The organism is Gillisella vitis, from assembly GCF_021559775.1.
Lineage (GTDB): Bacteria > Pseudomonadota > Alphaproteobacteria > Rhizobiales > Rhizobiaceae > Allorhizobium > Allorhizobium ampelinum.
The window spans coordinates 177,219-196,908 of the sequence record NZ_CP056051.1; the positions used below are offsets into that span (position 1 = coordinate 177,219).

Genomic DNA, 19,690 nt, shown 5'->3' on the forward strand with positions numbered 1-19,690 from the left:
AGCGGGAATTCTACAGACTGTTTACGGTCGTGCCACGAGGTCGGCTTTCGTAACCGCGCCGACTGTCACTAATCGGCGGCAATGCTGCCTCTGGCCGGACAAACTCACGCGAATATTTATCGGTTGGTACAGCGAGAAGCTGCGCTGCGTCGTCGGGCAATTTCATCATCAGGCGCTCATATTCCGCAACACTGGTGTAAGTGCCAGTTCTCTGACCCTTTTCATTGCGATCCGATATCAGGACATCTTTTTGAGTCAGTTGTTGCCGCTTTTCCTGGGACAGATCTCGAACATCACGTAAGTTCGGGCCATCCGCAACAATAACCGACGCCTGTAGGTCAAACTGCTCAAACTTGACACTATTCGCGTGGCTTTGCCGACCCATCGAAACAGGCAGACCGACTCGGTTCATCAGCTGGGTGAAGTGTTCGGGGTCAGAATATTCCAGTCTTGCAGGTGACATGTAACCGTTGCCGTCGCGAGCCAGGACCTGAACGCGATCCCACAACTTTCCCTCTTTCAAGGCTTGCGTCCAAGGGGAATTGGGCGCATTTTGAAATAGGTAGTCAACGCTCACGTGACGATCACTGGTCGTCCCTTCCTGCCCGTCCGGCTGCCTTCCCATATTCACAGTCGCAGCGGGGAACTGTCTGTTGTGAGCTCGATTCTCGCCTGCGAACTCAGCGAAACGGATATCCGCACTGCCTCGCTCCCATGATTCCAAATATTTTGAGTCATGCATAATGCCAGACCTGGATTTCAGCTTGATCTCGGTATTGCTGCCGTACTTATTTTTGATGGCGCGTTCGAATTCCTCAAATCGCTTATTAGCGTAGGCGTCGCCGGCAAACCTGTAAGCAAAATGTATGTCATTTTGCGGAGTCTTGATTAGAATATCCGGCAGCAGTGAACCAGCTTGAAACTCGTGCTCATAGCGTTTTTGAATTTCTCTGCGCCCGTATTTTTCTGTTTGTATATATCTATCCTCAGGCCTCAATTTATTATTGCGGTCGAGCTTGATATTCTTGTTAGTTTGATAAAAAATGGCGGTGCCAGTAATACCCATCTCGGCGTGAGCACGATTCCAGACTTCCAACTTGTATTGAAAGCGCGGCTTGCTCCGTTCTTTTGGCTCCAGTTTATGCAGGCTTGCACCCAATTGCTCCGGGAGATCGATCTTGTCGAACGCGAGGGGTGGGGGATAGTAGTTACCGACCCCGTCCCTATATAGCCGGCAACTCGCATTGAATTCCGCCTTGGTGGGCAGATGATTGAGGTTACCTTTAATAGTACCTGCGAACCTGTCCTGCCCAGTCTGCCGTACAAGAATATACTCGTCTGGCCGTCGGTCATGGCCTGGTAATGCCATATTCGCGAACAAGCTGGATAAATCATTTTCACCCTCAGACTGGTAGCCGTGGACACTGGTTGAATCATGGCCTGACTGATAACCAAGCGTTCCCTCATCGAAATGCGATTCGAGATCTTCTGTATGCGTAGGGCTCTCGTGCATATTGTGTTCGAGAGTTTCATGGCTACCCGTCATATGAACATCGAAGAGCGTGTTCGAATTTGCGCCTTCCGTCTTCTGGCGTTTTGGATCGTCGACACCAGCATTTTGGGCGTCGTTTCCGTCTGTCACATTAATATATTTACCATCGCCATAGGCCTTCGGATCCATCATATAACTCCTTTTAGCCAGCTAGGTTGTCTTCGGGGAGTGGGCACTGGAGGACGAAATTCTCCAGTTCAATCATGTCGAGATCCAAACTCGTAAAACCATTTGGCTGATAATTGTCGCTCAACTCCTCCATGTGAAATTTTTGCGGCTCCTCGCCTGACAAGACAGGCATATTTTTATTCACATTTAGTTCGCTGATCGCCATTTCTTTGTTTCTCCTGCAGAAATTACAACTTTTTCGGTTCCTGCTATTCTGATTCTAAATCCACCCCAGACACATCGAATGGAAATTATCGGTGCACATTAGAGTACTCCTCCATCGTTACAGCCCGAAAAGCCCAGAGCAGGCTATCCTGGCGCACGGTGTCCAACTTGCTTCTACAAACAAAGATCGCTCAAAGCACCGAAATTGCCAAACTGCCCGCTAAGTCAACCTGACTATCGACGGTAAGCGCCTTCAGCCGGTAGCCTGCGCGGGGACGCAAGCCGTCCGATCAACTTCATTACCGTGCACGATATTTGCGGGCTTCTGCAGCGGCCACATTTCGCGCAAAATCCGGGCTGCGAATAGAATTGAGTATTTAGGAAGTATATCATCCGAACCTCCGTCATTAAACGCATATAGCGTTTCATATGTAATTCTTGATGAGTCACATAGTTGATATGGCTCTATCTGATCCGAACCCTTCAAACTGTATCAGTGCGACGGGGCGTGATTGCTAGGCAGTGTGGACGGATTTGATCAAGATGAAGCCTGCGGCGATTGCGACGATGGAGGAGAAATTTTGTTTGGTCTTCTCGCATCGTAGCGCAACGCGCTTGAAGGGCTTGAGTTTTCCGGCTGCTTGCTCGATGCGGGCGCGACCTTTGTAGAGCGCTTTGGGAAAGAACGTCGGCTTTGATTTTGCCGTTGAACGATAAGGAATGACGGGAACCGCACCCCGCCTTCTTGCGGCCTGGCGGTTAGCCTTGCTGTCATAGCCCTTGTCGCCCATGGCGGCGCGGGGATCTACATCGGGGCCAAGGCCAAGCAGGATTGGAAAGTGCGGAGCGTCACCTTTCTCGCCCCCGGTCAGATCAAAGGCGATGGGATGTCCGTCGAAATCGGTCTTCAGGTGGATTTTGGTCGAGAAGCCGCCTTGCGAGCGGCCAAGCGCTTGGCCATATTGCCCCCTTTTGCTCCTGCTGCCGAAACATGCGCGCGCACCACGGTGCTGTCGAACATCTGAACCAGATCGGCCGACGTGCTCAGGCTGCCAAGGTGCTCGAAGAAAATCTCAAAAACACCCGCCTTGCTCAATCGGGAAAAGCGCTTCCAGACACTGTTCCAATGTCCATAGCGCTCCGGCAGACCGCGCCAGGTGATATTGTTGACGGAGAAATAGTGCAGGGCCTCCAAAAACAGCCGGTCATCTCGACCCTTGTCGCCCCGCCGCGGAAGCGAGGCGCGGAAAACCTCAAGTGCGACCGCCCAGTCCGCTTCTGTCATCTTCGTCAGCATCGCCGATCTCCTCTGAAACCGGCAACCCATGAATCATTCAAATACTGATTTGGGAATCGCAGAAATTAAACTTGCGGCAATCCGTCCACACCGCCTAATCCCCTACAGGTAAAAGCGATCGCGCAGGCGCATGTAAAGACCGGCAGCAAGGTAGCTCTAAGCAACCCGAACCTATTGGAGATCAGCCATGGCTATGAAATCCAGCTACACCACTCCATGCAACACGATCATAAGCGGTGCCCCTGTGAATGCAGTCTGTCTGCGTGCCGGGACTTGAGACTACAGTCTGACTGATTCTGTAATTCAAAGAGCACCCTGGAAGCGGTCGCTTGGACAAATACGTGTAATGTGACAGTAACTACAGCTTATTTTCAGCGTAACCGGTAGACTAGTCACCGGAATCTGAAGTTCGGCTCATTGTTTTGGCAGAATCGCTTGACGGAGGCGAGGATTTGGCCGGCGGATTTCACCCATCTGTATGGCTTGGGATTCTCGTTGTGCGTTGCGATAAACGCGTCGATGTCGGCTTCCAGTTCGGCGGTGGAACGATGACACCGCGTTGCAATTGCTTGCGCATCAGCTCTGCAAACCACCGCTCGACTTGATTGATCCAGGAGGCTGACGTTGGCGTGAAGTGAACATGCCAATGCGGGCGGCGTGCGAGCCAGGCCTTGATCCTCGGCGTCTTGTGGGTCGCATAGTTGTCCATCACCAAATGCACGTCCGGCCCCTTGGGCATCTCGGCGTCAATCCGCTTCAAGAAGTCGAGAAATTCGGTCGCCCTGTGACGTTTGTAGCACTGGCCGATTACCGCGCCAGTCGCAACGTCGAGCGCGGCGAACAGGGATGTCGTGCCGTTGCGGACATAGGTATGGGTGCGCCGCTGCTCGGCGATGCCCGGCGCCATGGGCAGAACCGGCTGCTCGCGATCCAGTGCCTGGATTTGCGATTTCTCATCCACGCATAGCACGACTGCCCGATCAGGTGGCGACATGTAAAGGCCGACTATGTCTTGCACCTTATCAACGAACAGGGGATCGTGGCGGAAAGCTTTGAGCCTGGTGTTCGCGTTGTTGATGTCGCGCGCCGTCACGGCGTTATAGCAAACCAGCTTTCCGATTGGCGACGTCAGGTGCGCGACGGCATTCTGGTTCTGCCGTTTGCGGCGGCAACGACGCCGTCGGAGCACGATGGTATCGAGCCGGCATTCGTGCCTCTGGCAATCGCTGCGGATGCGCCTGAGCCTGTCAATCGGTTGCCGCTGCCGAAGCTGGCCTCCGACAGGCCGAAGGTGCAGGTTTTGACGTTGGAGATTGGCTCAGACGTTGTGATGCGGGTTCCGAACGATGTATCCGTTGAACGGGTCGCCGCTCTGGTTCGCGCTGTGCGAGGAGCGCCATGATTGTCGCGGGCCAACGACTGCCGATCCTGATCGCAACGCGTCCGGTGGACTTCCGCTGTGGGCATCAGGCGCTGGCTCTGATGGTGCAGACCGAGTTGAAGCTCGATCCGCATTCCGGGATTACGGTCATCTTCCGGTCGAAGCGCGGAGATCGCCTTAAAATCCTGGTGTGGGATGGCCGCGGAATGGTGCTAATTTATAAAATTCTGGAACAAGGCAGCTTTGCTTGGCCCAAGGTTCAGGATGGAACGATGCGTCTTTCCAGGGGTCAGTATGAGGCCATGTTCGAAGGTCTGGACTGGCGACGGGTGATGGCGCAACGGGTGACTGCGCCGTCTGCGGCGGGGTAAATTCTGGCGGCTATCGCATTGTTTTATTTGGATTTTTGATGCCATTTTGCTATAAAGCGGCATGTCGCAACCTATTGATCTCAGCTTGTATCCGGACCTTCCATCAGAGGTCGCCAAAGCCTTCGCGGAGATGCAGTTCGAGCTGTCGGTCGAGCGTGCAGCACGTCAGCATGAGCAGGCTGTGGTGGCCGAAAAGGATTTGTTCATCGCCGAGTTGAAGGAGCTGATCGAGACGCTTGAGGGTCAGGTTCATGAATATCGGCGCGCGAAGTTCGGGCCGAAATCGGAAAAGCTCGATCCGGCGCAGATGGAACTGGCGTTGGAAGAGCTTGAAACGGCGATTGCCGAAACACAGGCGCGGATTGCCGCCGTTGAGAAAAAGATCGAAGCCAGTGCAATCAATCCTGGAGAGGTTGGCGATCCGGACAAGGCCGTTTCTCGCAAGGAGCGCAAGGCCCGTGCACTGCCTGAACACCTGCCGCGGGTCGAGCGCGTGATCGAGCCCGAGAGCATCGTTTGCCCCTGCGGTTGCGGCAACATGGTGCGGATCGGCGAGGAACGGCTCGACCGGGTCCCGGCGCGCTACGAGGTGATCGTCACGATCCGCCCGAAATACGCATGCCCCAAGGGGCGAACGGGCGTTGTCCAGGCCAAAGCGCCGGCACATCTTTTGGAAGGGAGCTGGCCGACCGAAGCCCTTCTGGCGGAAATTGCCGTCTCCAAGCATTCCGAACATATGCCGCTCAACCGGCAGGCTGAGGTCATGGCGCGACACGGGGGGCCGATAGACCGCCCGGTCCTGGCCGATTGGATGGGGCGCACGGGCAGCGAAATCCGGTCGGTGGTTGACCATATGGCTAAACAGCTTCTGGGGGAAAGCACGCGGCTCTATGTCAACGAGACGACCGCCCCGGTGCTGGATCCGGGGCGAGGCAAGACGAAGACGGGCTATCTCCGGGCCGTGCTGCGTGACGACCGCGGCTGGAACGGTTCTGCGCCATCAGGTGTGGTGTTCCATTATCGGCCTGGGCGTAAAGGCGACTATGCCGCCGAAATCCTCGAAGGATTTAACGGCACGATCCAGGTCAATGCCTACGGTGGTTACTCTCACCTTGCCACGTCGGACCGTGTGGGCGGCGATCCCTGGAAACTGGCTTTCTGTTGGGCACACGGGCGCAGAAAGCTGATCAAGGCTGCGCCAAAGAGCGGATCACCCATCGTTGATGAAGCGCTCATTCGCATCGCCGCGCTCTACAAGATCGAAGACAGTATTCGAGGCAATGAGCCCGAACATCGTCGGGCAGTCCGACAGGAGCTGTCGCTCCCGTTGGTGGACAAGTTCTTCACCTGGATCGCGGCTCAGGCTGCACGTGTCTCACGCAAGTCAGATCTTGGAAAAGCCTTGGCATACATGCTGACACGGCAAGACGGCTTCAGGCTGTTCTTGGACGACAGCCATGTCGATATTGACTCCAACCTGGTGGAAAACGCGATCCGCCGCCCGGCCATGAACCGCCGCAATGCGCTCTTTGCGGGCCACGATGAAGGGGGCCGAAATTGGGCTCGGTTTGCCAGCTTGATCGGCACATGTAAAATGAATGGAATTGAGCCTTACGCCTATCTGTGCGACCTCTTCACCCGCCTCGCAAACGGCCACATCGCCAAAGACATCGATGCCCTAATGCCTTGGGCCTATGCCGCCCGCATAAAGGCCTCACAATGAGCTCGTCAGATACTCGTCGGTGAGCTCATCGTGAGGCCCCAAAGGCAAAACTATCAAGCCGCTGCAAATGAAAAATCAATGGGGCGCAGACGCCGCTTACGGCGGGATGACGGCATGGTACTTTACGACACTGGAGCTTGGTATACCACGGAGAGCCCGAACTCATTACCGAGCTCGAATGGATCCCGCGCAATTGGAAGGTGATCGAGACCGTGCGCCGGGCTGATAGACCGCGGCCAGTCAGAAGGTATAACGGCTTACGAAGCGATCACCATGTCGGTGCTTTTCGAGCTATCCGTAGTTGGGTTCTGATATTCGCACGAACTACGTAGGCGAGCGTCTTGGCTGAAATCGGCTTTTTCAAAAAACGGGCAGATCCCTCCCGATCCGCCGAAAGGGGAACATTTTTCGGGTTCTCCCCAACAATGATGACAGGCGATTTTGCTAACTTTGAGAGTAAGGACACTGGACCGTCTTCATCCAGAAAAGACGGTTGGTCAATTAGAACAAGATCAGGTTCTTTACCTTCCAACACCCAGTCGATTAGACCATTCAACGTGTTAAAGCCGACTGGTTCATAGCCGAGCGCCGCGATCATCTCCTCGTACCTTTCCAGCGTCGCAATGTCGGGTTCGACCACCGCGACAATCTCTCCGTTCCCGAGCGGGATTCTTCCAGGCTCAAAAAAACTCTGTGAATTTACAGGCTGCTTCGATGAAGGTGGCAGGTAGAGGTCGAAGCGCGTACCCCTGCCGACAATTGATACCACGTCGATGTAACCAGCCATAGCGCTAACGTGACCGTGAACCGTGGATAATCCCAAGCCCGTGCCACCGCTGCGGGCGCGAGTAGTGAAGAAAGGCTCGAAAATGTGCGGTAGTGCGTCCTCTGTTATGCCTGCGCCGTTGTCCTCGACTGAAAGAAGGACATACTCACCGGTGGGAATGGTTCCGCTCGCAAGCACCTTGTACTTCCTTATGATAGACCTTCTTGCGCTGACCTCCACACGCCCTGATCCTAAGCATGCTTCAGCGGAATTTTTGCACAAATTCATCAGTATCTGCTCGATCTCAAGTGGGTTGGCTTCGACAACCATTGGATGGCCATGAAATTCAAAATCGAGCTCGACGCCCGGAGGCAACCCAACCCGTAACGACGGCGCGATTACCGTCACCAATTCCGAAAGATCGAATGGTTTTGTTGTTCGGTCACGCTTTCGACTAAGGGCAAGGATCTGGTTGACGATTAACCGCGCTCGATTGCCTTCGGAAATGATGTGATCGATATAGTCGCGAGCATGAGTACGGCGGCGCAGAACGTTGTGCGCCATTTCAGCGTAACCGAGAACTGCACCTAAAATGTTGTTGAATTCATGGGCAATGCCGCCGGCGAGCGTACCAACTGCTTCAAGCCGTTCCGCATGTTTTAAACGACGTTCTAGAATATCTCGCTGGGATTGCTTGCGCCTAATGACCGTATAGTGGCTAACACACCCAGCCGCCAGTTCCATAAGCTGCATTTCACATGAGGTCGGCGGCTGTAGATACTCTCGATCAAATCCTAGGCCGAAGATAGCGACTATTCGATCGGATACCTTGAACGCAAGCTGCACCCACAGACAAGGAGAATCCTCACCAAAGCAGCTCGTTTTTCGTAGAGGATAGTCTCGGAAGACCCGCCCGCCCTCCTCAGACTCTACCTTGGAAGCAATATCGCGAACCCGTCGTTCATTCCATTTTGGCGGAGGATTGTTTCCAAAAAAGGTGCCGGCAATATCATTCTCATTGACGTCTACTAATCCCAGCACACATTGATGAGCTGCAAAGAATGATTGGATAATTCCCAGCGCGGCGTTGGTTGAGGATTCCAACGACGGTTTTGCTGCTGCAGAATCTTCGAAGCAGAGCCCGATCCTTTTGATCACTTCTTCGAAGTCCAGTCGCCTCGTCAACACTTTGGTTCGCAGATGTAACCTACGGACCAAGGAAATTATGCAAAAGCAAAAGAAAACCGAAACGGCGCCGAGGAAGAATCGTACCCGCTGTTCACCGGCACTGGCCAAGCTGTAAGCTTCCAAGTATGCTCGTTGCAATTTCTTCGTGTTAGCGACTGTTTCAGAAGCTTGGATCACTCCAATGGTGCCTTCCAATCGCGGCAGTAGGGTCAGAATAATCCTCGCGCTGCGGACGATCTCTTGGACGCCTGCCGTATCCCGACTCGCCGAAACCTGAAGCCGGCCGAGACGTTGGTTAATCTCCCGAGCAAGCTCGAAATTTGGCTGAGACGAAAACTGGAGCATCCGATAGCCCAGTTCAGAGACTTCTAGCGAATTCAAATCTCTCGTATCCAAGGAACTCTGCAGCGAAGCTATCGACTGGTTAAAGGTCGCCACCGAATCCTGAAACATTACATTTTGCCTACCGAACGCTGCAACGGCTGCGCCGGTCGCATCTACTGACCTCTTCATCCGCGCCAGTAGTTCAGAAAATTCGCCGGCCTCGCCAAGGCCCGCCTGCTTTAAAAGCTGCTGCAGATCCGCCACGCTCGTACGCATTCGTCCCAAAGGAACGATGAGAGGATGGTAATTTCGAAGAAGGCCGGCGTGAGCACGCAACACGTTTCGCTGCAGCATTGCGCAATTCACTTCGATCGATTGCAGCTCTGTCAGGATTGCTTCGTTGCTTTCGTTGTCTTGCCAAGATCCTATGGCCAGAACCGCAAAAAATATCGCGGCCATTACCAATACCAATACAGACCATGATTTGATATCGAGCAGAACCCTGCGGGAAGGTGATAAATGATCCCAAACCATGCGGTCCCCTCGCCTTCTGACAGCCAATCCAACTCACAGACATCGTGCAACCGGCGACGCCCGGTGATTTGATGCAGTTTCTGTTTACTCCGCATTTCGGTGGTGACGAAACAAGCCAAGCTGGTCAGACAAAAATATGGCGGCGACTCCTTTGCGCGCTCTTTCAGCCAATTAGAAAAACTATAGCGCTTTTAATTTTCTCGCATGAAACCAACCCTCATCTCTGCAATTCGGCGCACACCTCCATGACCCTGTATCCCTTGCCATTCGCCTTCAATCGAGAGATTGGGAGCATGTCTAAGCACCGTAGCAAGTCCTTCTTGCATTTCCAAACGAGCCAACGCTTCGCCAAGGCATCGATGTTCACCGGCGCCAAATACCATATGCCAGCGCATTTGCTTGCGATGAATGTCGAAGAGCTGGGGATGGGCATAATGTTTTTCATCTCTTAGCGCCGACATTGTGCAAAGTGCGAGAAGACTACCTTTTGGTAATATGAACCCGTCAAGATCGATATCTACCCTTGCTGACCGGGGATAAGATCCGACTGGAGGCTCAAAGCGTAGTCCCTCCTCGACGGCGGCGGGCACGAGAGTAACATCTTTCAGTAGCGCATCCCAGGCCTGTCGATGTTGCAAAAGCTGTCCCGTCAATGCAGTGAGGCCGGTTTTGGTCGTGTCAGTTCCAGCCAAGATGATGAGCATCAGCTGTGTCAGGCCCTCAACGGGTGAGAGATCTTCCGCTTCTCGCGTTGCATTTATGTAGGATGAAAGGAAGTTATCACGCGGATCCGTTCGGCGATCGTTAATGACTGCTTGCACGTAGTTCTTAAACTCGACCGCTGATTTTTCGATGTCCGGAAAGTCAGCATCTCGCCATGAAGGGCTCAGGCACCGAGCTACGCGGTAGACGAGTTGAGTAAAATAGGGAATGTCGCTTGACGGGAGGCCTAAAAGGCTTGCTATCGTGACGGCTGGGAGCTTCGAAGAATATTCCGCCACGAAATTAAAGGATCCAAGCTCCTTCAAATCTCGAAAAAGCATCTCCGTCAATTGTCTTATTTGTGGCCGTAGATTTTCAATCATCCGGAATGCGAAAGTCCGAGTGAAAGGAGAGCGACGCCTGCGGTGGGTTTCCTTGTTCGAAAACAGCATGCTGTAGCGAACAAAGTCGAAGACCGCTCCCTCGTTGACGCCGCGATTGAGCATCAACTCCGTCTCTATCTGACGTGTGCGCGGATCACTACTTAAGCCCAAAACATCGTCCGCCCTCAAGACCACGTATACACCGTCCTGCCTGTGGAGAAAGGGCCGCTTTGGTCGCCATTCTTTAAAAATCTCGTGGCCGAACCGATCCAAGGCCGCAACACTGACGTTTTCTGGATTGAGCTCCGATATCATAGGCTGCGACCCTTCCGACAATTGTTGAGTGACTCTGCCATCATAAAATAACCTCCGGAGGATTCGCTCTTGCGAGCAATACGAGCAGAAATTGCGTGTTTCTTTAGATGAGGCCTTTCATCCATCTGTATGTTAAACGCGCTACCGATTTCAATCGACGCACAGTCGCATGTTACAAACGAAATCAAAATGTCGCGCCTTAGCTAATCACGAGGTTCCCATAATGCGGAGGAGCGCAGCCTGATCGGCGGATTTTCGCCGTTTTCGGATAGGCTTGCTTTGCATTATTCGGTGCCGAACCTCTGCGGGTCAATCGACCAAGAGAGGACCCGCCAATGCTCGATAACCGTCACCAACTTATTGCCGCACTCATTTCCTCGCTTCTCAGTCAGCGATACAGCCCGGTCGTGGTGAGGAATTACTGCACCTACGCATCTGGATTTCTCGATTATCTGGGACAGCGGGGCATCCCGGTCGCAGATGTGATCGACGTGCAGGTAGAGCAATACCTGCGGCACGCGATCGTAACGTTCGAAAGGGAGCGTGGTCGACGTCCCAGCGCACGCTGGCACGAAGTTCCGCGTTCCGGGATTCATGCGCTGTTGCGACTTGCTCACGGTCAATGGCCGCCAGCAATCAAGCCTATCTGCGCGGCCGATGTGGCCCGATTTGCAGTTTGCGACGAATACGAAATCTGGCTGCGTGAGGAACGCGGGTTGGCTCGCTCCAGCGTCGCAGCGCTGATGTGGGAAGCCCGGAACTTTCTTGCCTGGCAGATCGATTGCGGAAGCGGCGGCTTGGCGGGGCTGAGCATCGTTGCCGTAGACCGTTACATGGATCTGCGCGCGGCGAAACTGACGCGCTGCTCGCTGAAGTCTGTCGCGGAGCGGCTTCGCTCGCTGCTGCGATATCTCCACATCACGGGTCGCGTCACAACGGATCTGTCAGGGCATGTGATAGCTCCGACGCTTTATGCCTATGAGGGAGTGCCCTCAATCCTGGAGCGAGACCAGATCGCCGCGGTGCTGGAAACCGCGAGGGCGGACAAGACGCCAGCGGGGCTGCGGGACTATGCAATCCTGCAATTCCTTGCAACATATGGGCTACGGTCTGGAGAGATTTGCAATCTGCGGATCGAGGACATCGACTGGCGGACGGAAGCCATCCATGTTCGCCACCACAAGACGCGAGCCAGCACATCGCTGCCCCTGATGGAGCCGGTCGGCGAAGCGTTGCTTGCTTATCTGCGTTCCGGGCGGCCCGTGACGGATGCCAGGGAAATCTTCCTCCGCACGCGCGCGCCCTATCGCAAGCTCGACAAGCTTTACAGCGTGGTTCGCCGGTTGCTCCGTGACGCTGGTGTCCAACCGCCTGGTAAGTGTGGCCCCCATATCTTCCGCCATGCGCGCGCTGTTGAGATGTTGCGGGTCGCGGTACCTCAAAAGGTCATCGGCGACGTGCTGGGGCACCGTTCGACAGGATCGACGGCTCCCTATCTCAAGCTCGCCACCGAGGACCTCAGGGCCATTGCGCTTGAGGTGCCGGGAATGGAGGTGCTGGCATGACCGCCCGCTGGCCCGATCCCGACCGCGCGATCATTGACCGCTATGTTGCGATACTTGATCTGCACAGCATGAAAAGCCGAGCCTGTTATCGGCAGGTCCTGCATGACTCCCAGGATGTCGCCGAACGTTACGATGCACTTGGTCAGGAAGTGCTGATTGCGTGGCTGCGTAAATCGGCCGAATGCTGGGCAGCGACGACGCGGCTACACCGCACCCGTATCATTGACCGTTTCCTCGAACGCCTGGTGGAAATCGGCGCGATCGAACACAATCCCGTCACCGCTCTGCGCGATGTGTGCAATATCAAGCAGTGCATGCCGATCTGGCGGGCATTGGCATCGCGGGATCCCGAACAGGCTCTCGCCGAACTGCGCCAGCCCAGGCCGTTCGCCAGCGTGCTGGGCGAAATGATGGCCGAGCATGTCGGGATGATGCGGCGCAGGGGATACAAATACACTTCGCAGCCTCTGTTGCTCTTGCGGTTCGACCGGTTCCTGCAGCTGCATCCGGGACCGGAGGCCGAACCGCTGAGCGCCATGATCGATCGATGGGCGGCAACGCATGTCAGGCTGCTGACCGAGAAGATCGATGGCCTGATGCTGAAGCTTCGAGAAGCTACCAAGGCGAATGAAGATATGCGTCGACTTTGCACCGTTCCCGGCGTCGGCCCCGTGACCGCCGGCGCGATCCTCGCGTTTGCTCCCGATCTTCGTGCATTCAAGAGCGGCCGGAACTTTGCTGCTTGGCTCGGCCTTGTGCCCAGGCAGCACTCAACGGGTGGCAAGACACGACTGGGCGGTGTCAGCAAGATGGGGCAGACCGATATTCGAAAGCTCCTCATTGTCGGAGCCATGAGCATGATCCGCTGGATCGTGCGCAAGGGCGTGTTACCGGATAACTGGTTGGGAAGCATTCTGGACCGAAAGCCTCGAATGGTGGCTGCTGTCGCGCTCGCCAATAAGATGGCGCGCATCATTTGGGCAATGATGACCAGGGAGCAGAATTACAGAATGGCGTGATCCGCTGCCTTTCTCGAAAGGCAATGCGGTGATGCCTGGGGCCAACAGCCCCGGTAAGAAGATCGACTGACGGAACGATGCGGAAAGGACTTCAATGTTCAGAATGGGGTAAACCAGTCCCGGCGCTCGAGCAAAAAGCTCTCTGAACCGATGTGGCACCTGTTCTTCGAACTGCATCCCGGCCCGTGGCTAATCAGGCCACATCAAGAGGCCTGACACACGACCGATAGAATTCCTCGTTCGCGGACAGCCGTCAAAAAATCTTCTTGCCAAACCGGGGCCATCCATACACGCGCCGTGTTTACCGGAGGCCGTTTGGTTTAAGTTATGCTGCCATAGCTGGTTCGTCCAGCATGGCATAGTATCGTTCCTCGGCTTCGGCTGTTGGGATATTTCCTATGGGCTCCAGAAGCCTTCGATGGTTGAACCAGTCCACCCATTCGAGTGTTGCGAACTCAACGGCTTCGAAGTTTCGCCACGGCCCTCGTCGACCTCAGCCTTGTAAAGACCGTTTATCGTTTCTGCGAGAGCGTTGTCGTAACTATCTCCAACGCTGCCGACGGAGGGCTCGATACCGGCTTCCGCCAGCCGCTCGGAATACTTGATCGACACGTATTGAACACCCCTGTCCGAGTGGTGGACGAGTCCGCCGCGTTTGACGGGCCGCCGATCATGAAGCGCCTGCTCCAGAGCATCAAGGACAAAACTGGTGTGTGTGTGTGGTTCTACTTGCTCTCCAGCCAACGATGCGGCGAGCAAATGCATCGATCACAAAAGCCACGTAAACGAAGCCCTGCCAGGTGGCCAGTGGAGGAGAAGCGCAGATGCGCTTCTCCTCCCCGAACCGTACGTGCACCTTTCAGCGCATACGGCTCTCCATTCAAGCTTGGCCCATGGCCATAGCAACTTCGTGGTAATGCGACGTGACGGTACTGCGGTTTTCGATCCGGAAGATGTATGGGTTTTCTTCCGGATTACGCCACCGGAATTGCGCTTTGGGGCTTGAGACAAGCCGGTGTAGCGCTTTTCCGACAGGGTCACCGCGTTCATTGCGACCAAACACGAGCCAGGTTTTCGCCTTGCCCGGTTCCGGGACCCTGAACCATTTCCGCATCAAGGGTTTGATGCGGGATCGGTACTTGTGTCCCAGCCAATGCGCCATTTTCCAGAACACGACATGGTCGATGCGCCGGAAGACGTACGCCGTGAAGTCGGTGAACTTGTAGAACGCCGCCCATCCCACCAACTGGCGATTCAGGCTGGCGATCATGTCGACCGTACTGACACTATGATTGCCGGATAAGGTTTCGGTGAGCCTGCGAACAAACCCCTTTGCCTTTTCCTTGGGTATCGTCGTGACGATGGACATCCGTCCATGCGTCCCTCGCTTGCGAATGATCCGGTGTCCCAGAAACACAAAGCCGTCATTAACGTGGGTGACATGGGTCTTCTCCATGTTCAGCGTCAGCTTCAACTCGCCTTCCAGAAACGTCCGGCATTCCTCACGGATTTCCTCTGCCTGAGCCCTGGTTCCTTTCACGATCACGACAAAGTCGTCAGCGTATCGGCAATAGGCAACGGCCGGTTTCCATTGCCGGTTTTCTCGAACCGTAATGGGCCTGCCTTGCTGGATGCCGAAGTTCCATGCCCAGCGATCCTTGCGGGCCTTCTTGTTCAGGTATTTCGCCTCCAGCCACATATCAAACTCGTGGAGCATGATGTTGGACAGGAGCGGTGACAGAACGCCACCTTATGACCAGCGCTGTAAAATGCACAGTGCTTGGTTGCAGGGGCGGTTTTGCTGGGCTCCTGCACGTAAACACTGCGCATAATCGATGACTATAAAGATGTCAGCCAGGCAAGCAGTCCCGCGTCCTGACTCCACTCCGGCATGTCCTCGGAGATGACGTCGACATATGCGGCCTCCAGAGCCTTCCGTTTGGCTTCGGTGGAAGCACGCGCGTAGATCTCGGTGGTCGATAGATCCACATGGCCCAGAATATCTCGGATGTAGGGCAGCGGGATACCAGCCTCATATAGATGCATGGCCTTGCTATGCCTCAGAATATGGGGGCTTATTCTGGCTCGGGCAAGCTCTTGTGTGTCCGCGAGTGCTCGGTACTTGTCGATGATCCACGCAACTCCGCCACGATTAATACCAACCTGCATTGATCAGAACTGACGAGCCCATTTTCGGCGGCCGATGGTCATGATGCGCCAAGGCTGATCGACCAGCTTGTTCCAAGCCTCGCAGCAGTGGTCGAGAATATTGTCGTGGGAGGTAAAAACGCGATTGGAAAGCCAGTTATCGCGCATGAATTGCCAAACGTTCTCGACCGGGTTCAGCTCGGGACACTTGGCGGGTAGCGCGATGATGCTGATGTTGTCGGGGACCTCGAGCTTGTCGGTCATGTGCCATCCGGCCTGGTCCATCAACACCACGGCGTGCGCGCCCGGCGCTACGGCGAGCGCGATCTCAGCGAGATGTAGCGACATCGTTTCTGTGTTGCAAAAGGGCAGGATCAGCCCGGCACCCTTGCCCTGTTCGGGGCAGATGGCTCCGAAGATGTAGGCCGATTTCGTGCGCTGGTCCTTGGGCGCCGAGGGTCGTGTTCCGCGTCTGGCCCAGCGCCGTGTGATGGTGTTCTTCTGACCGACGCGGGCCTCGTCTTGGAACCAGACTTCTATGGACGTGCCCTTCGGGAGGCTTGTCCGGACCTTTGCCACTTCGGCAGCAAAGCCCCCTTTTTGAATGTCTCCATGGCCAGCTCGTTCTGCGCATGATGACGTGGTCGCGCGGTCAGCTTCACATAGCCCAGCTTTTTCAACTCGCGGCTCACGGTGGTTTCGTCGAGCGACACCGCGAACTCCTCGTGCAGCAAATACACAAGGTCGATCAACCGCCAACGCACGACACCATGGATCGCCGGGATCGGCCCGCGCTCGACCGCCTCGACCAGCGCACGACGCTGGGCATCGTTGAGGATCGACGGCTTGCCCGGCGCCTTGCCGTCCAGAAGACCGTCGGGGCCACGGGCATTGAACCGGATCACCCAGTCCCGCACGATCTGAAGGGTCACCCCGCCAATCCTTGCGGCCTCGCTCCTGCTGCTCCCCTCGTAGATCTGCGCCAGGGCCAGCAGTCGCCGGGCCTGCGGCGCGCTCTTTGATAATCGCGCCAGTCGCCGGAGCGACGCTCCGTCAAAATCTTCCCGCAAGCCGATCGCTTGTCCCATCGCCACGTCCTTTCGATGCAGGACGCCATTGATTCACACTTTCATCGCTTTGGGAATCCACAACCTGAGTCAGCCTCAACGCAGGCTGGTATAAGCTTTGCGTGTTGTTGGTTGAAGAATACCGGATAGCCATCGCGACCAGGCATATCGAGGCGAAACTCGGTCAAGTAGCTGGCCAGGAGCGCTGCCGTGTTGGCGCCAAGAGGGACATGACGGGTCTTGCGACCCTTGCCCGTCAACGTGATGACTGCCGGCTTTTGCAGACGGACATCCCGAACGGTCAGGTCAACCAGTTCCTGGACTCTGGCACCGGTATCGTAAAGAGTGGCCAGTATTGTCGCATCGCGCCTGCCGCTGCGCGTGGTGCGATCCGGTGCGTTTAGCAAGCATCGCGTCTGCTCAACTGTCAGATGATGCACGCAGGCTTGAGCTCCCTTTTTGACCGGGATTGCCATGATGTCCTGGCAACGCGCCATCAGTGCGGGCTCCTGCGATTGCATCCAGTTGTAAAACGAACTGATCGCCGCCAGGCGCTGGTTCCGTGTCGAGACACTGTTCTGGCGGCGGCTCTCAAGCCAGTTCAGGAACCCTGTAATCATCTCGACGTCGATGCGGTTTAGGGTAAGCTTCTCAGGCGGTATCGCTTTCTGATCGCGCAAATAGATGACCAGAAGCTTGAACGTGTCGCGATAGGAGGCGACCGTGTTGGGCGAAGCGCCACGTAGTCCTGCCAGGTGGCTTGTAAGGAACCGCTGCAATAGCAGCGCAAAATCAGTTGCCATGGTGCAGGTCTCCCTTCAGGCAGGGAACGACGTGACCGATCGCCTCATCCAGTCGCCTGACAATGTGCGGATACGACTCGGCGGTCAGCCTCAAATAGTAGGCGGTGTCTGCGATGGAGTAGTGCCCCATGTAGGTCTGCAGGATCGGCAACATCGCGCCGACGTCCTTGCCGGTAGCGAACCAATTCCGCAGGTTATGGACCGCAAATGAGTGCCTAAAATCGTGGACGCGCGGTCCGTGGCCGCGACCACCGTGACTGATGCGTGCCTGCCATAGAAACCGGCGGAAATTATTGTAAACGTTTGAAAGCCTCAGGCGCTGACCGCGTCTGCCAGGGAAGAACCACTCATGCCCCATCCAGTCGAACTGGGCATGATAGTGCGCCAACCGAACACGAATCGGCTCGGACACAGGAATCTGACGGTCTTTGCCGCCCTTGGCGTCGCGGATCAGCAAAACCCCTGTCGCCAGATCAACATCCTCGACGCGCAACAAGCGGGCTTCGGAGCAGCGCAGACCGCAGGCGTAGATCGTCCTGAACAGGACCGGCATTACCAGGTGCCGCAGCGGCACATCGCTGCAGTAATGGCAGCGATCCGTCTGGGCGAAGAAGGCGGCCAGTTCCTCGTCGGAATAAATGTGCGGAATGTAGGCCGCAGGCCGACGTAACACGCCTGTCGGAAGCACATAGGCTGCAACGTCGTGGAGTATCAGCCATCGAGCTAAATGCCTCACCGGCGAAGTCAGCCCCTGCAGGGTTGCTGGCGTGACTGCTCGCTTTTGCGCCGCCTCGATCCAAGCATTGGCAGAAACTTCGGTGATGGTCTCCAATCCGGGAAACTGGTTGCGTGTGAACGCAACAAACCGGTAGAGAACAGCCTCCTCGACTTCGTATTTATAACCGACCGTACGCTTCTGGGCGACCATCGCCTCGACGGCATCGATCATTGTCAGAGGCGCGCTCATCACAGAACCTCCTCGGAAGTGGCGTCAGGGTTGAGTGCGCACTGACGCAGCAGCCCCAGTGATGTCTTCAAATAAACGCCCGTCGTGCCCACCGACTGATGTCCAAGAATGTCGGCGATCTCTTCGATCGGCGTTCCACCTTCCATCAATCGGGTCGCCAACGTGTGCCGCAGCGAATGCATGCCGTGGCGACGGTGGTCGCTTAGTGTCACACGCGCCACTCGTGCGTGTTTGCACAGGATCTGGTGCAGATGATCCTGGTCAGAAAACGGCCCAACCGGCGTGGTATGGCGCAAGAACACCTGCCGACAATCGGTAGACGGTCGGCCATGACGGATGTAGTTGATTATCGCCCAGCCAACGTCTTTCAATAGCGGCAGTTGTATGCGGTGCCCGGTCTTGGTCTGCCTCACCCAGAGCCGATTGCCCGGCCAGTCGAAATCATCCAATTCCAGACGCTTGACGTCGATGCTCCGCAGACCGAGCCGCGTGACCAACGTAATAATCGCGTAGTCCCTTTTGCCGCTGGGATTGCCTTGATCGATGGCATCCAAAATCCTGGCCACATCGGCGGGATCCCACACCGATGGAACTCTGGCATGCTTGCTGGACTTCACCGCCGGGACAGCCTTCAATACGTCGGCATTGACCTGCCCCTGGCGCTCCGCGTATCTGAGAAAAGAGCGGACCGCGCACAGCTTTTGTTCGACCGTCTTTGCTTGGTATCCGGACAAGGTGGCAACAAACGCCTCGACTGTTCTGGCATCGCATTCAGTAAGTCGGCCGCGCGTGTCCACAAACGAAAGAAACTCTCCGGCCAGCGTCCCATACGTGCGCACCGTCGAAACTGCACAACCCTCGGCACGTAACGCGGCCTGGAATTTACCGATCAGCTCAGCCTGATGGGCTGCGAGCTTATCGCCCCGGCGATCATAGCGACGCAACACAGCGCCGTGAGCCACAAAGTCTCCCAGCATCTGAGCGACCCGAAACAAATAGACGTCCGTCTGCCGGGAGCGTGCCTGATTGCTCCTTCGCAAAAAAATCGCATGCGGCGTCGACCCACGCCATCGCGATCTCCAGGCTGAACTCCTCGACTCCCAGATCCGCGAAAAATGTTTCCAAGCGACGCCAACACTGGCGATACCAGATCATCGTCGAGTCTTTATACCCAAGACGCAGCAACTCGCGATCCAGGTCAACAACCAATGCAGATAAAGCCACCATCACCAATATCTCCAATCACAGGCCC

At 55.7% G+C, this 19,690-nt stretch carries 16 protein-coding genes and 4 pseudogenes; 5 read left to right on the forward strand and 15 right to left on the reverse strand.

Features of this window, described 5'->3' with window-relative positions:
* Nucleotides 1–10 precede the first annotated feature (10 nt).
* The 5 genes and pseudogenes from AVCG78_RS26800 to AVCG78_RS26820 form a co-directional block, all read right to left on the reverse strand.
* Nucleotides 11–1,684, reverse strand: coding sequence for a type IV secretion system single-stranded DNA binding effector VirE2 (locus AVCG78_RS26800; protein WP_234665192.1), 1,674 nt, complete (start codon nucleotides 1,682–1,684; stop codon nucleotides 11–13).
* Between the two features lie 10 nt (nucleotides 1,685–1,694).
* Nucleotides 1,695–1,886, reverse strand: a complete 192-nt coding sequence (virE1, locus tag AVCG78_RS26805; RefSeq protein ID WP_012649042.1) for a type IV secretion system effector chaperone VirE1 — start codon at nucleotides 1,884–1,886, stop codon at nucleotides 1,695–1,697.
* A 514-nt stretch (nucleotides 1,887–2,400) separates the two neighbouring features.
* A pseudogene (locus tag AVCG78_RS26810) lies at nucleotides 2,401–2,814 on the reverse strand (transposase); the annotation flags it as partial.
* Nucleotides 2,793–3,182 carry an IS5/IS1182 family transposase gene (locus AVCG78_RS26815; RefSeq protein WP_041699590.1) on the reverse strand — a complete coding sequence of 130 codons (390 nt, stop codon included), beginning with the start codon at nucleotides 3,180–3,182 and terminating at the stop codon, nucleotides 2,793–2,795. The gene AVCG78_RS26815 and the pseudogene AVCG78_RS26810, both read right to left, overlap by 22 nt.
* A 392-nt stretch (nucleotides 3,183–3,574) precedes the next feature.
* Nucleotides 3,575–4,221, reverse strand: a pseudogene (locus AVCG78_RS26820) (IS630 family transposase); the annotation flags it as partial.
* Between AVCG78_RS26820 and tnpA the strand changes: the two are divergent.
* The 3 genes from tnpA (at nucleotide 4,195) to tnpC (ending at nucleotide 6,657) form a co-directional block, all read left to right on the forward strand.
* A complete protein-coding gene (gene tnpA, locus AVCG78_RS26825; protein WP_234618200.1) occupies nucleotides 4,195–4,584 on the forward strand; it encodes an IS66-like element accessory protein TnpA in 390 nt (129 codons plus the stop codon). The pseudogene AVCG78_RS26820 and the gene tnpA sit on opposite strands and share 27 nt — an antisense overlap.
* Entirely contained in the window at nucleotides 4,581–4,934 is a 354-nt protein-coding gene (gene tnpB / locus AVCG78_RS26830; protein ID WP_012649035.1) for an IS66 family insertion sequence element accessory protein TnpB, read from the forward strand. The genes tnpA and tnpB overlap by 4 nt, the downstream gene beginning before the upstream one ends.
* Before the next feature lie 61 nt (nucleotides 4,935–4,995).
* Nucleotides 4,996–6,657, forward strand: coding sequence for an IS66 family transposase (tnpC, locus tag AVCG78_RS26835; protein ID WP_012649036.1), 1,662 nt, complete (start codon nucleotides 4,996–4,998; stop codon nucleotides 6,655–6,657).
* A 268-nt stretch (nucleotides 6,658–6,925) separates the two neighbouring features.
* On the opposite strand, the gene AVCG78_RS26840 is transcribed toward tnpC, so the two are convergent.
* Both AVCG78_RS26840 and AVCG78_RS26845 read right to left on the reverse strand, forming a co-directional pair.
* Nucleotides 6,926–9,469 (reverse strand): two-component system VirA-like sensor kinase, encoded by a 2,544-nt coding sequence (locus AVCG78_RS26840; RefSeq protein ID WP_012649043.1) that lies wholly within the window; start codon nucleotides 9,467–9,469, stop codon nucleotides 6,926–6,928.
* Nucleotides 9,470–9,660: 191 nt separating this feature from the next.
* Nucleotides 9,661–10,869 carry a cytochrome P450 gene (locus tag AVCG78_RS26845; protein WP_012649044.1) on the reverse strand — a complete coding sequence of 403 codons (1,209 nt, stop codon included), beginning with the start codon at nucleotides 10,867–10,869 and terminating at the stop codon, nucleotides 9,661–9,663.
* A 335-nt stretch (nucleotides 10,870–11,204) separates the two neighbouring features.
* Here AVCG78_RS26845 and AVCG78_RS26850 point away from each other — a divergent pair, with 335 nt between their 5' ends.
* A complete protein-coding gene (locus AVCG78_RS26850; RefSeq protein WP_012649045.1) occupies nucleotides 11,205–12,434 on the forward strand; it encodes a site-specific integrase in 1,230 nt (409 codons plus the stop codon).
* A complete protein-coding gene (locus tag AVCG78_RS27435; RefSeq protein ID WP_012649046.1) occupies nucleotides 12,431–13,453 on the forward strand; it encodes an IS110 family transposase in 1,023 nt (340 codons plus the stop codon). The genes AVCG78_RS26850 and AVCG78_RS27435 overlap by 4 nt, the downstream gene beginning before the upstream one ends.
* Nucleotides 13,454–13,778: 325 nt before the next feature.
* On the opposite strand, the pseudogene AVCG78_RS26860 reads toward AVCG78_RS27435, so the two are convergent.
* The 8 genes and pseudogenes from AVCG78_RS26860 to AVCG78_RS26895 all read right to left on the reverse strand — a co-directional run.
* Nucleotides 13,779–14,261 (reverse strand): annotated as a pseudogene (locus tag AVCG78_RS26860) (DDE-type integrase/transposase/recombinase); the annotation flags it as partial.
* A 72-nt stretch (nucleotides 14,262–14,333) separates the two neighbouring features.
* Nucleotides 14,334–15,203: pseudogene (locus AVCG78_RS26865) on the reverse strand (group II intron maturase-specific domain-containing protein); the annotation flags it as partial.
* Between the two features lie 89 nt (nucleotides 15,204–15,292).
* On the reverse strand, nucleotides 15,293–15,622 hold the full coding sequence (locus AVCG78_RS26870) for a tyrosine-type recombinase/integrase (RefSeq protein WP_012649049.1): 330 nt from the start codon (nucleotides 15,620–15,622) through the stop codon (nucleotides 15,293–15,295).
* 3 nt (nucleotides 15,623–15,625) lie between these two features.
* Nucleotides 15,626–16,689, reverse strand: a protein-coding gene (locus AVCG78_RS26875; protein ID WP_174083776.1) for an IS630 family transposase whose coding sequence is annotated in 2 segments (ribosomal slippage) — nucleotides 15,626–16,195 and nucleotides 16,198–16,689 — 1,062 coding nt in all. Because the reading frame shifts where the segments join, the coding sequence is not laid out codon by codon here.
* Between the two features lie 41 nt (nucleotides 16,690–16,730).
* A complete protein-coding gene (locus AVCG78_RS26880) occupies nucleotides 16,731–17,471 on the reverse strand; it encodes a tyrosine-type recombinase/integrase (protein ID WP_012649050.1) in 741 nt (246 codons plus the stop codon).
* A complete protein-coding gene (locus AVCG78_RS26885) occupies nucleotides 17,461–18,438 on the reverse strand; it encodes a tyrosine-type recombinase/integrase (protein WP_012649051.1) in 978 nt (325 codons plus the stop codon). The genes AVCG78_RS26880 and AVCG78_RS26885 overlap by 11 nt, the downstream gene beginning before the upstream one ends.
* On the reverse strand, nucleotides 18,438–19,400 hold the full coding sequence (locus AVCG78_RS26890) for a site-specific integrase (protein WP_234665195.1): 963 nt from the start codon (nucleotides 19,398–19,400) through the stop codon (nucleotides 18,438–18,440). The genes AVCG78_RS26885 and AVCG78_RS26890 overlap by 1 nt, the downstream gene beginning before the upstream one ends.
* Nucleotides 19,369–19,665 carry a hypothetical protein gene (locus AVCG78_RS26895; protein WP_049777436.1) on the reverse strand — a complete coding sequence of 99 codons (297 nt, stop codon included), beginning with the start codon at nucleotides 19,663–19,665 and terminating at the stop codon, nucleotides 19,369–19,371. The genes AVCG78_RS26890 and AVCG78_RS26895 overlap by 32 nt, the downstream gene beginning before the upstream one ends.
* Between the last annotated feature and the right edge of the window lie 25 nt (nucleotides 19,666–19,690).

What these genes read in the sequence shown, in the direction of transcription:
- AVCG78_RS26895 (WP_049777436.1), bottom strand. Translation starts at nt 19,665, where the DNA reads ATGGTGGCTTTATCTGCATTGGTTGTTGACCTGGATCGCGAGTTGCTG.
- AVCG78_RS26885 (WP_012649051.1), bottom strand. Translation starts at nt 18,438, where the DNA reads ATGAGCGCGCCTCTGACAATGATCGATGCCGTCGAGGCGATGGTCGCC.
- AVCG78_RS26880 (WP_012649050.1), bottom strand. Translation starts at nt 17,471, where the DNA reads ATGGCAACTGATTTTGCGCTGCTATTGCAGCGGTTCCTTACAAGCCAC.
- AVCG78_RS26840 (WP_012649043.1), bottom strand. Translation starts at nt 9,469, where the DNA reads ATGGTTTGGGATCATTTATCACCTTCCCGCAGGGTTCTGCTCGATATC.
- AVCG78_RS26800 (WP_234665192.1), bottom strand. Translation starts at nt 1,684, where the DNA reads ATGATGGATCCGAAGGCCTATGGCGATGGTAAATATATTAATGTGACA.
- AVCG78_RS26815 (WP_041699590.1), bottom strand. Translation starts at nt 3,182, where the DNA reads ATGCTGACGAAGATGACAGAAGCGGACTGGGCGGTCGCACTTGAGGTT.
- AVCG78_RS26850 (WP_012649045.1), top strand. Translation starts at nt 11,205, where the DNA reads ATGCTCGATAACCGTCACCAACTTATTGCCGCACTCATTTCCTCGCTT.
- AVCG78_RS27435 (WP_012649046.1), top strand. Translation starts at nt 12,431, where the DNA reads ATGACCGCCCGCTGGCCCGATCCCGACCGCGCGATCATTGACCGCTAT.
- tnpC (WP_012649036.1), top strand. Translation starts at nt 4,996, where the DNA reads ATGTCGCAACCTATTGATCTCAGCTTGTATCCGGACCTTCCATCAGAG.
- AVCG78_RS26870 (WP_012649049.1), bottom strand. Translation starts at nt 15,622, where the DNA reads ATGCAGGTTGGTATTAATCGTGGCGGAGTTGCGTGGATCATCGACAAG.
- tnpB (WP_012649035.1), top strand. Translation starts at nt 4,581, where the DNA reads ATGATTGTCGCGGGCCAACGACTGCCGATCCTGATCGCAACGCGTCCG.
- AVCG78_RS26845 (WP_012649044.1), bottom strand. Translation starts at nt 10,869, where the DNA reads ATGATATCGGAGCTCAATCCAGAAAACGTCAGTGTTGCGGCCTTGGAT.
- virE1 (WP_012649042.1), bottom strand. Translation starts at nt 1,886, where the DNA reads ATGGCGATCAGCGAACTAAATGTGAATAAAAATATGCCTGTCTTGTCA.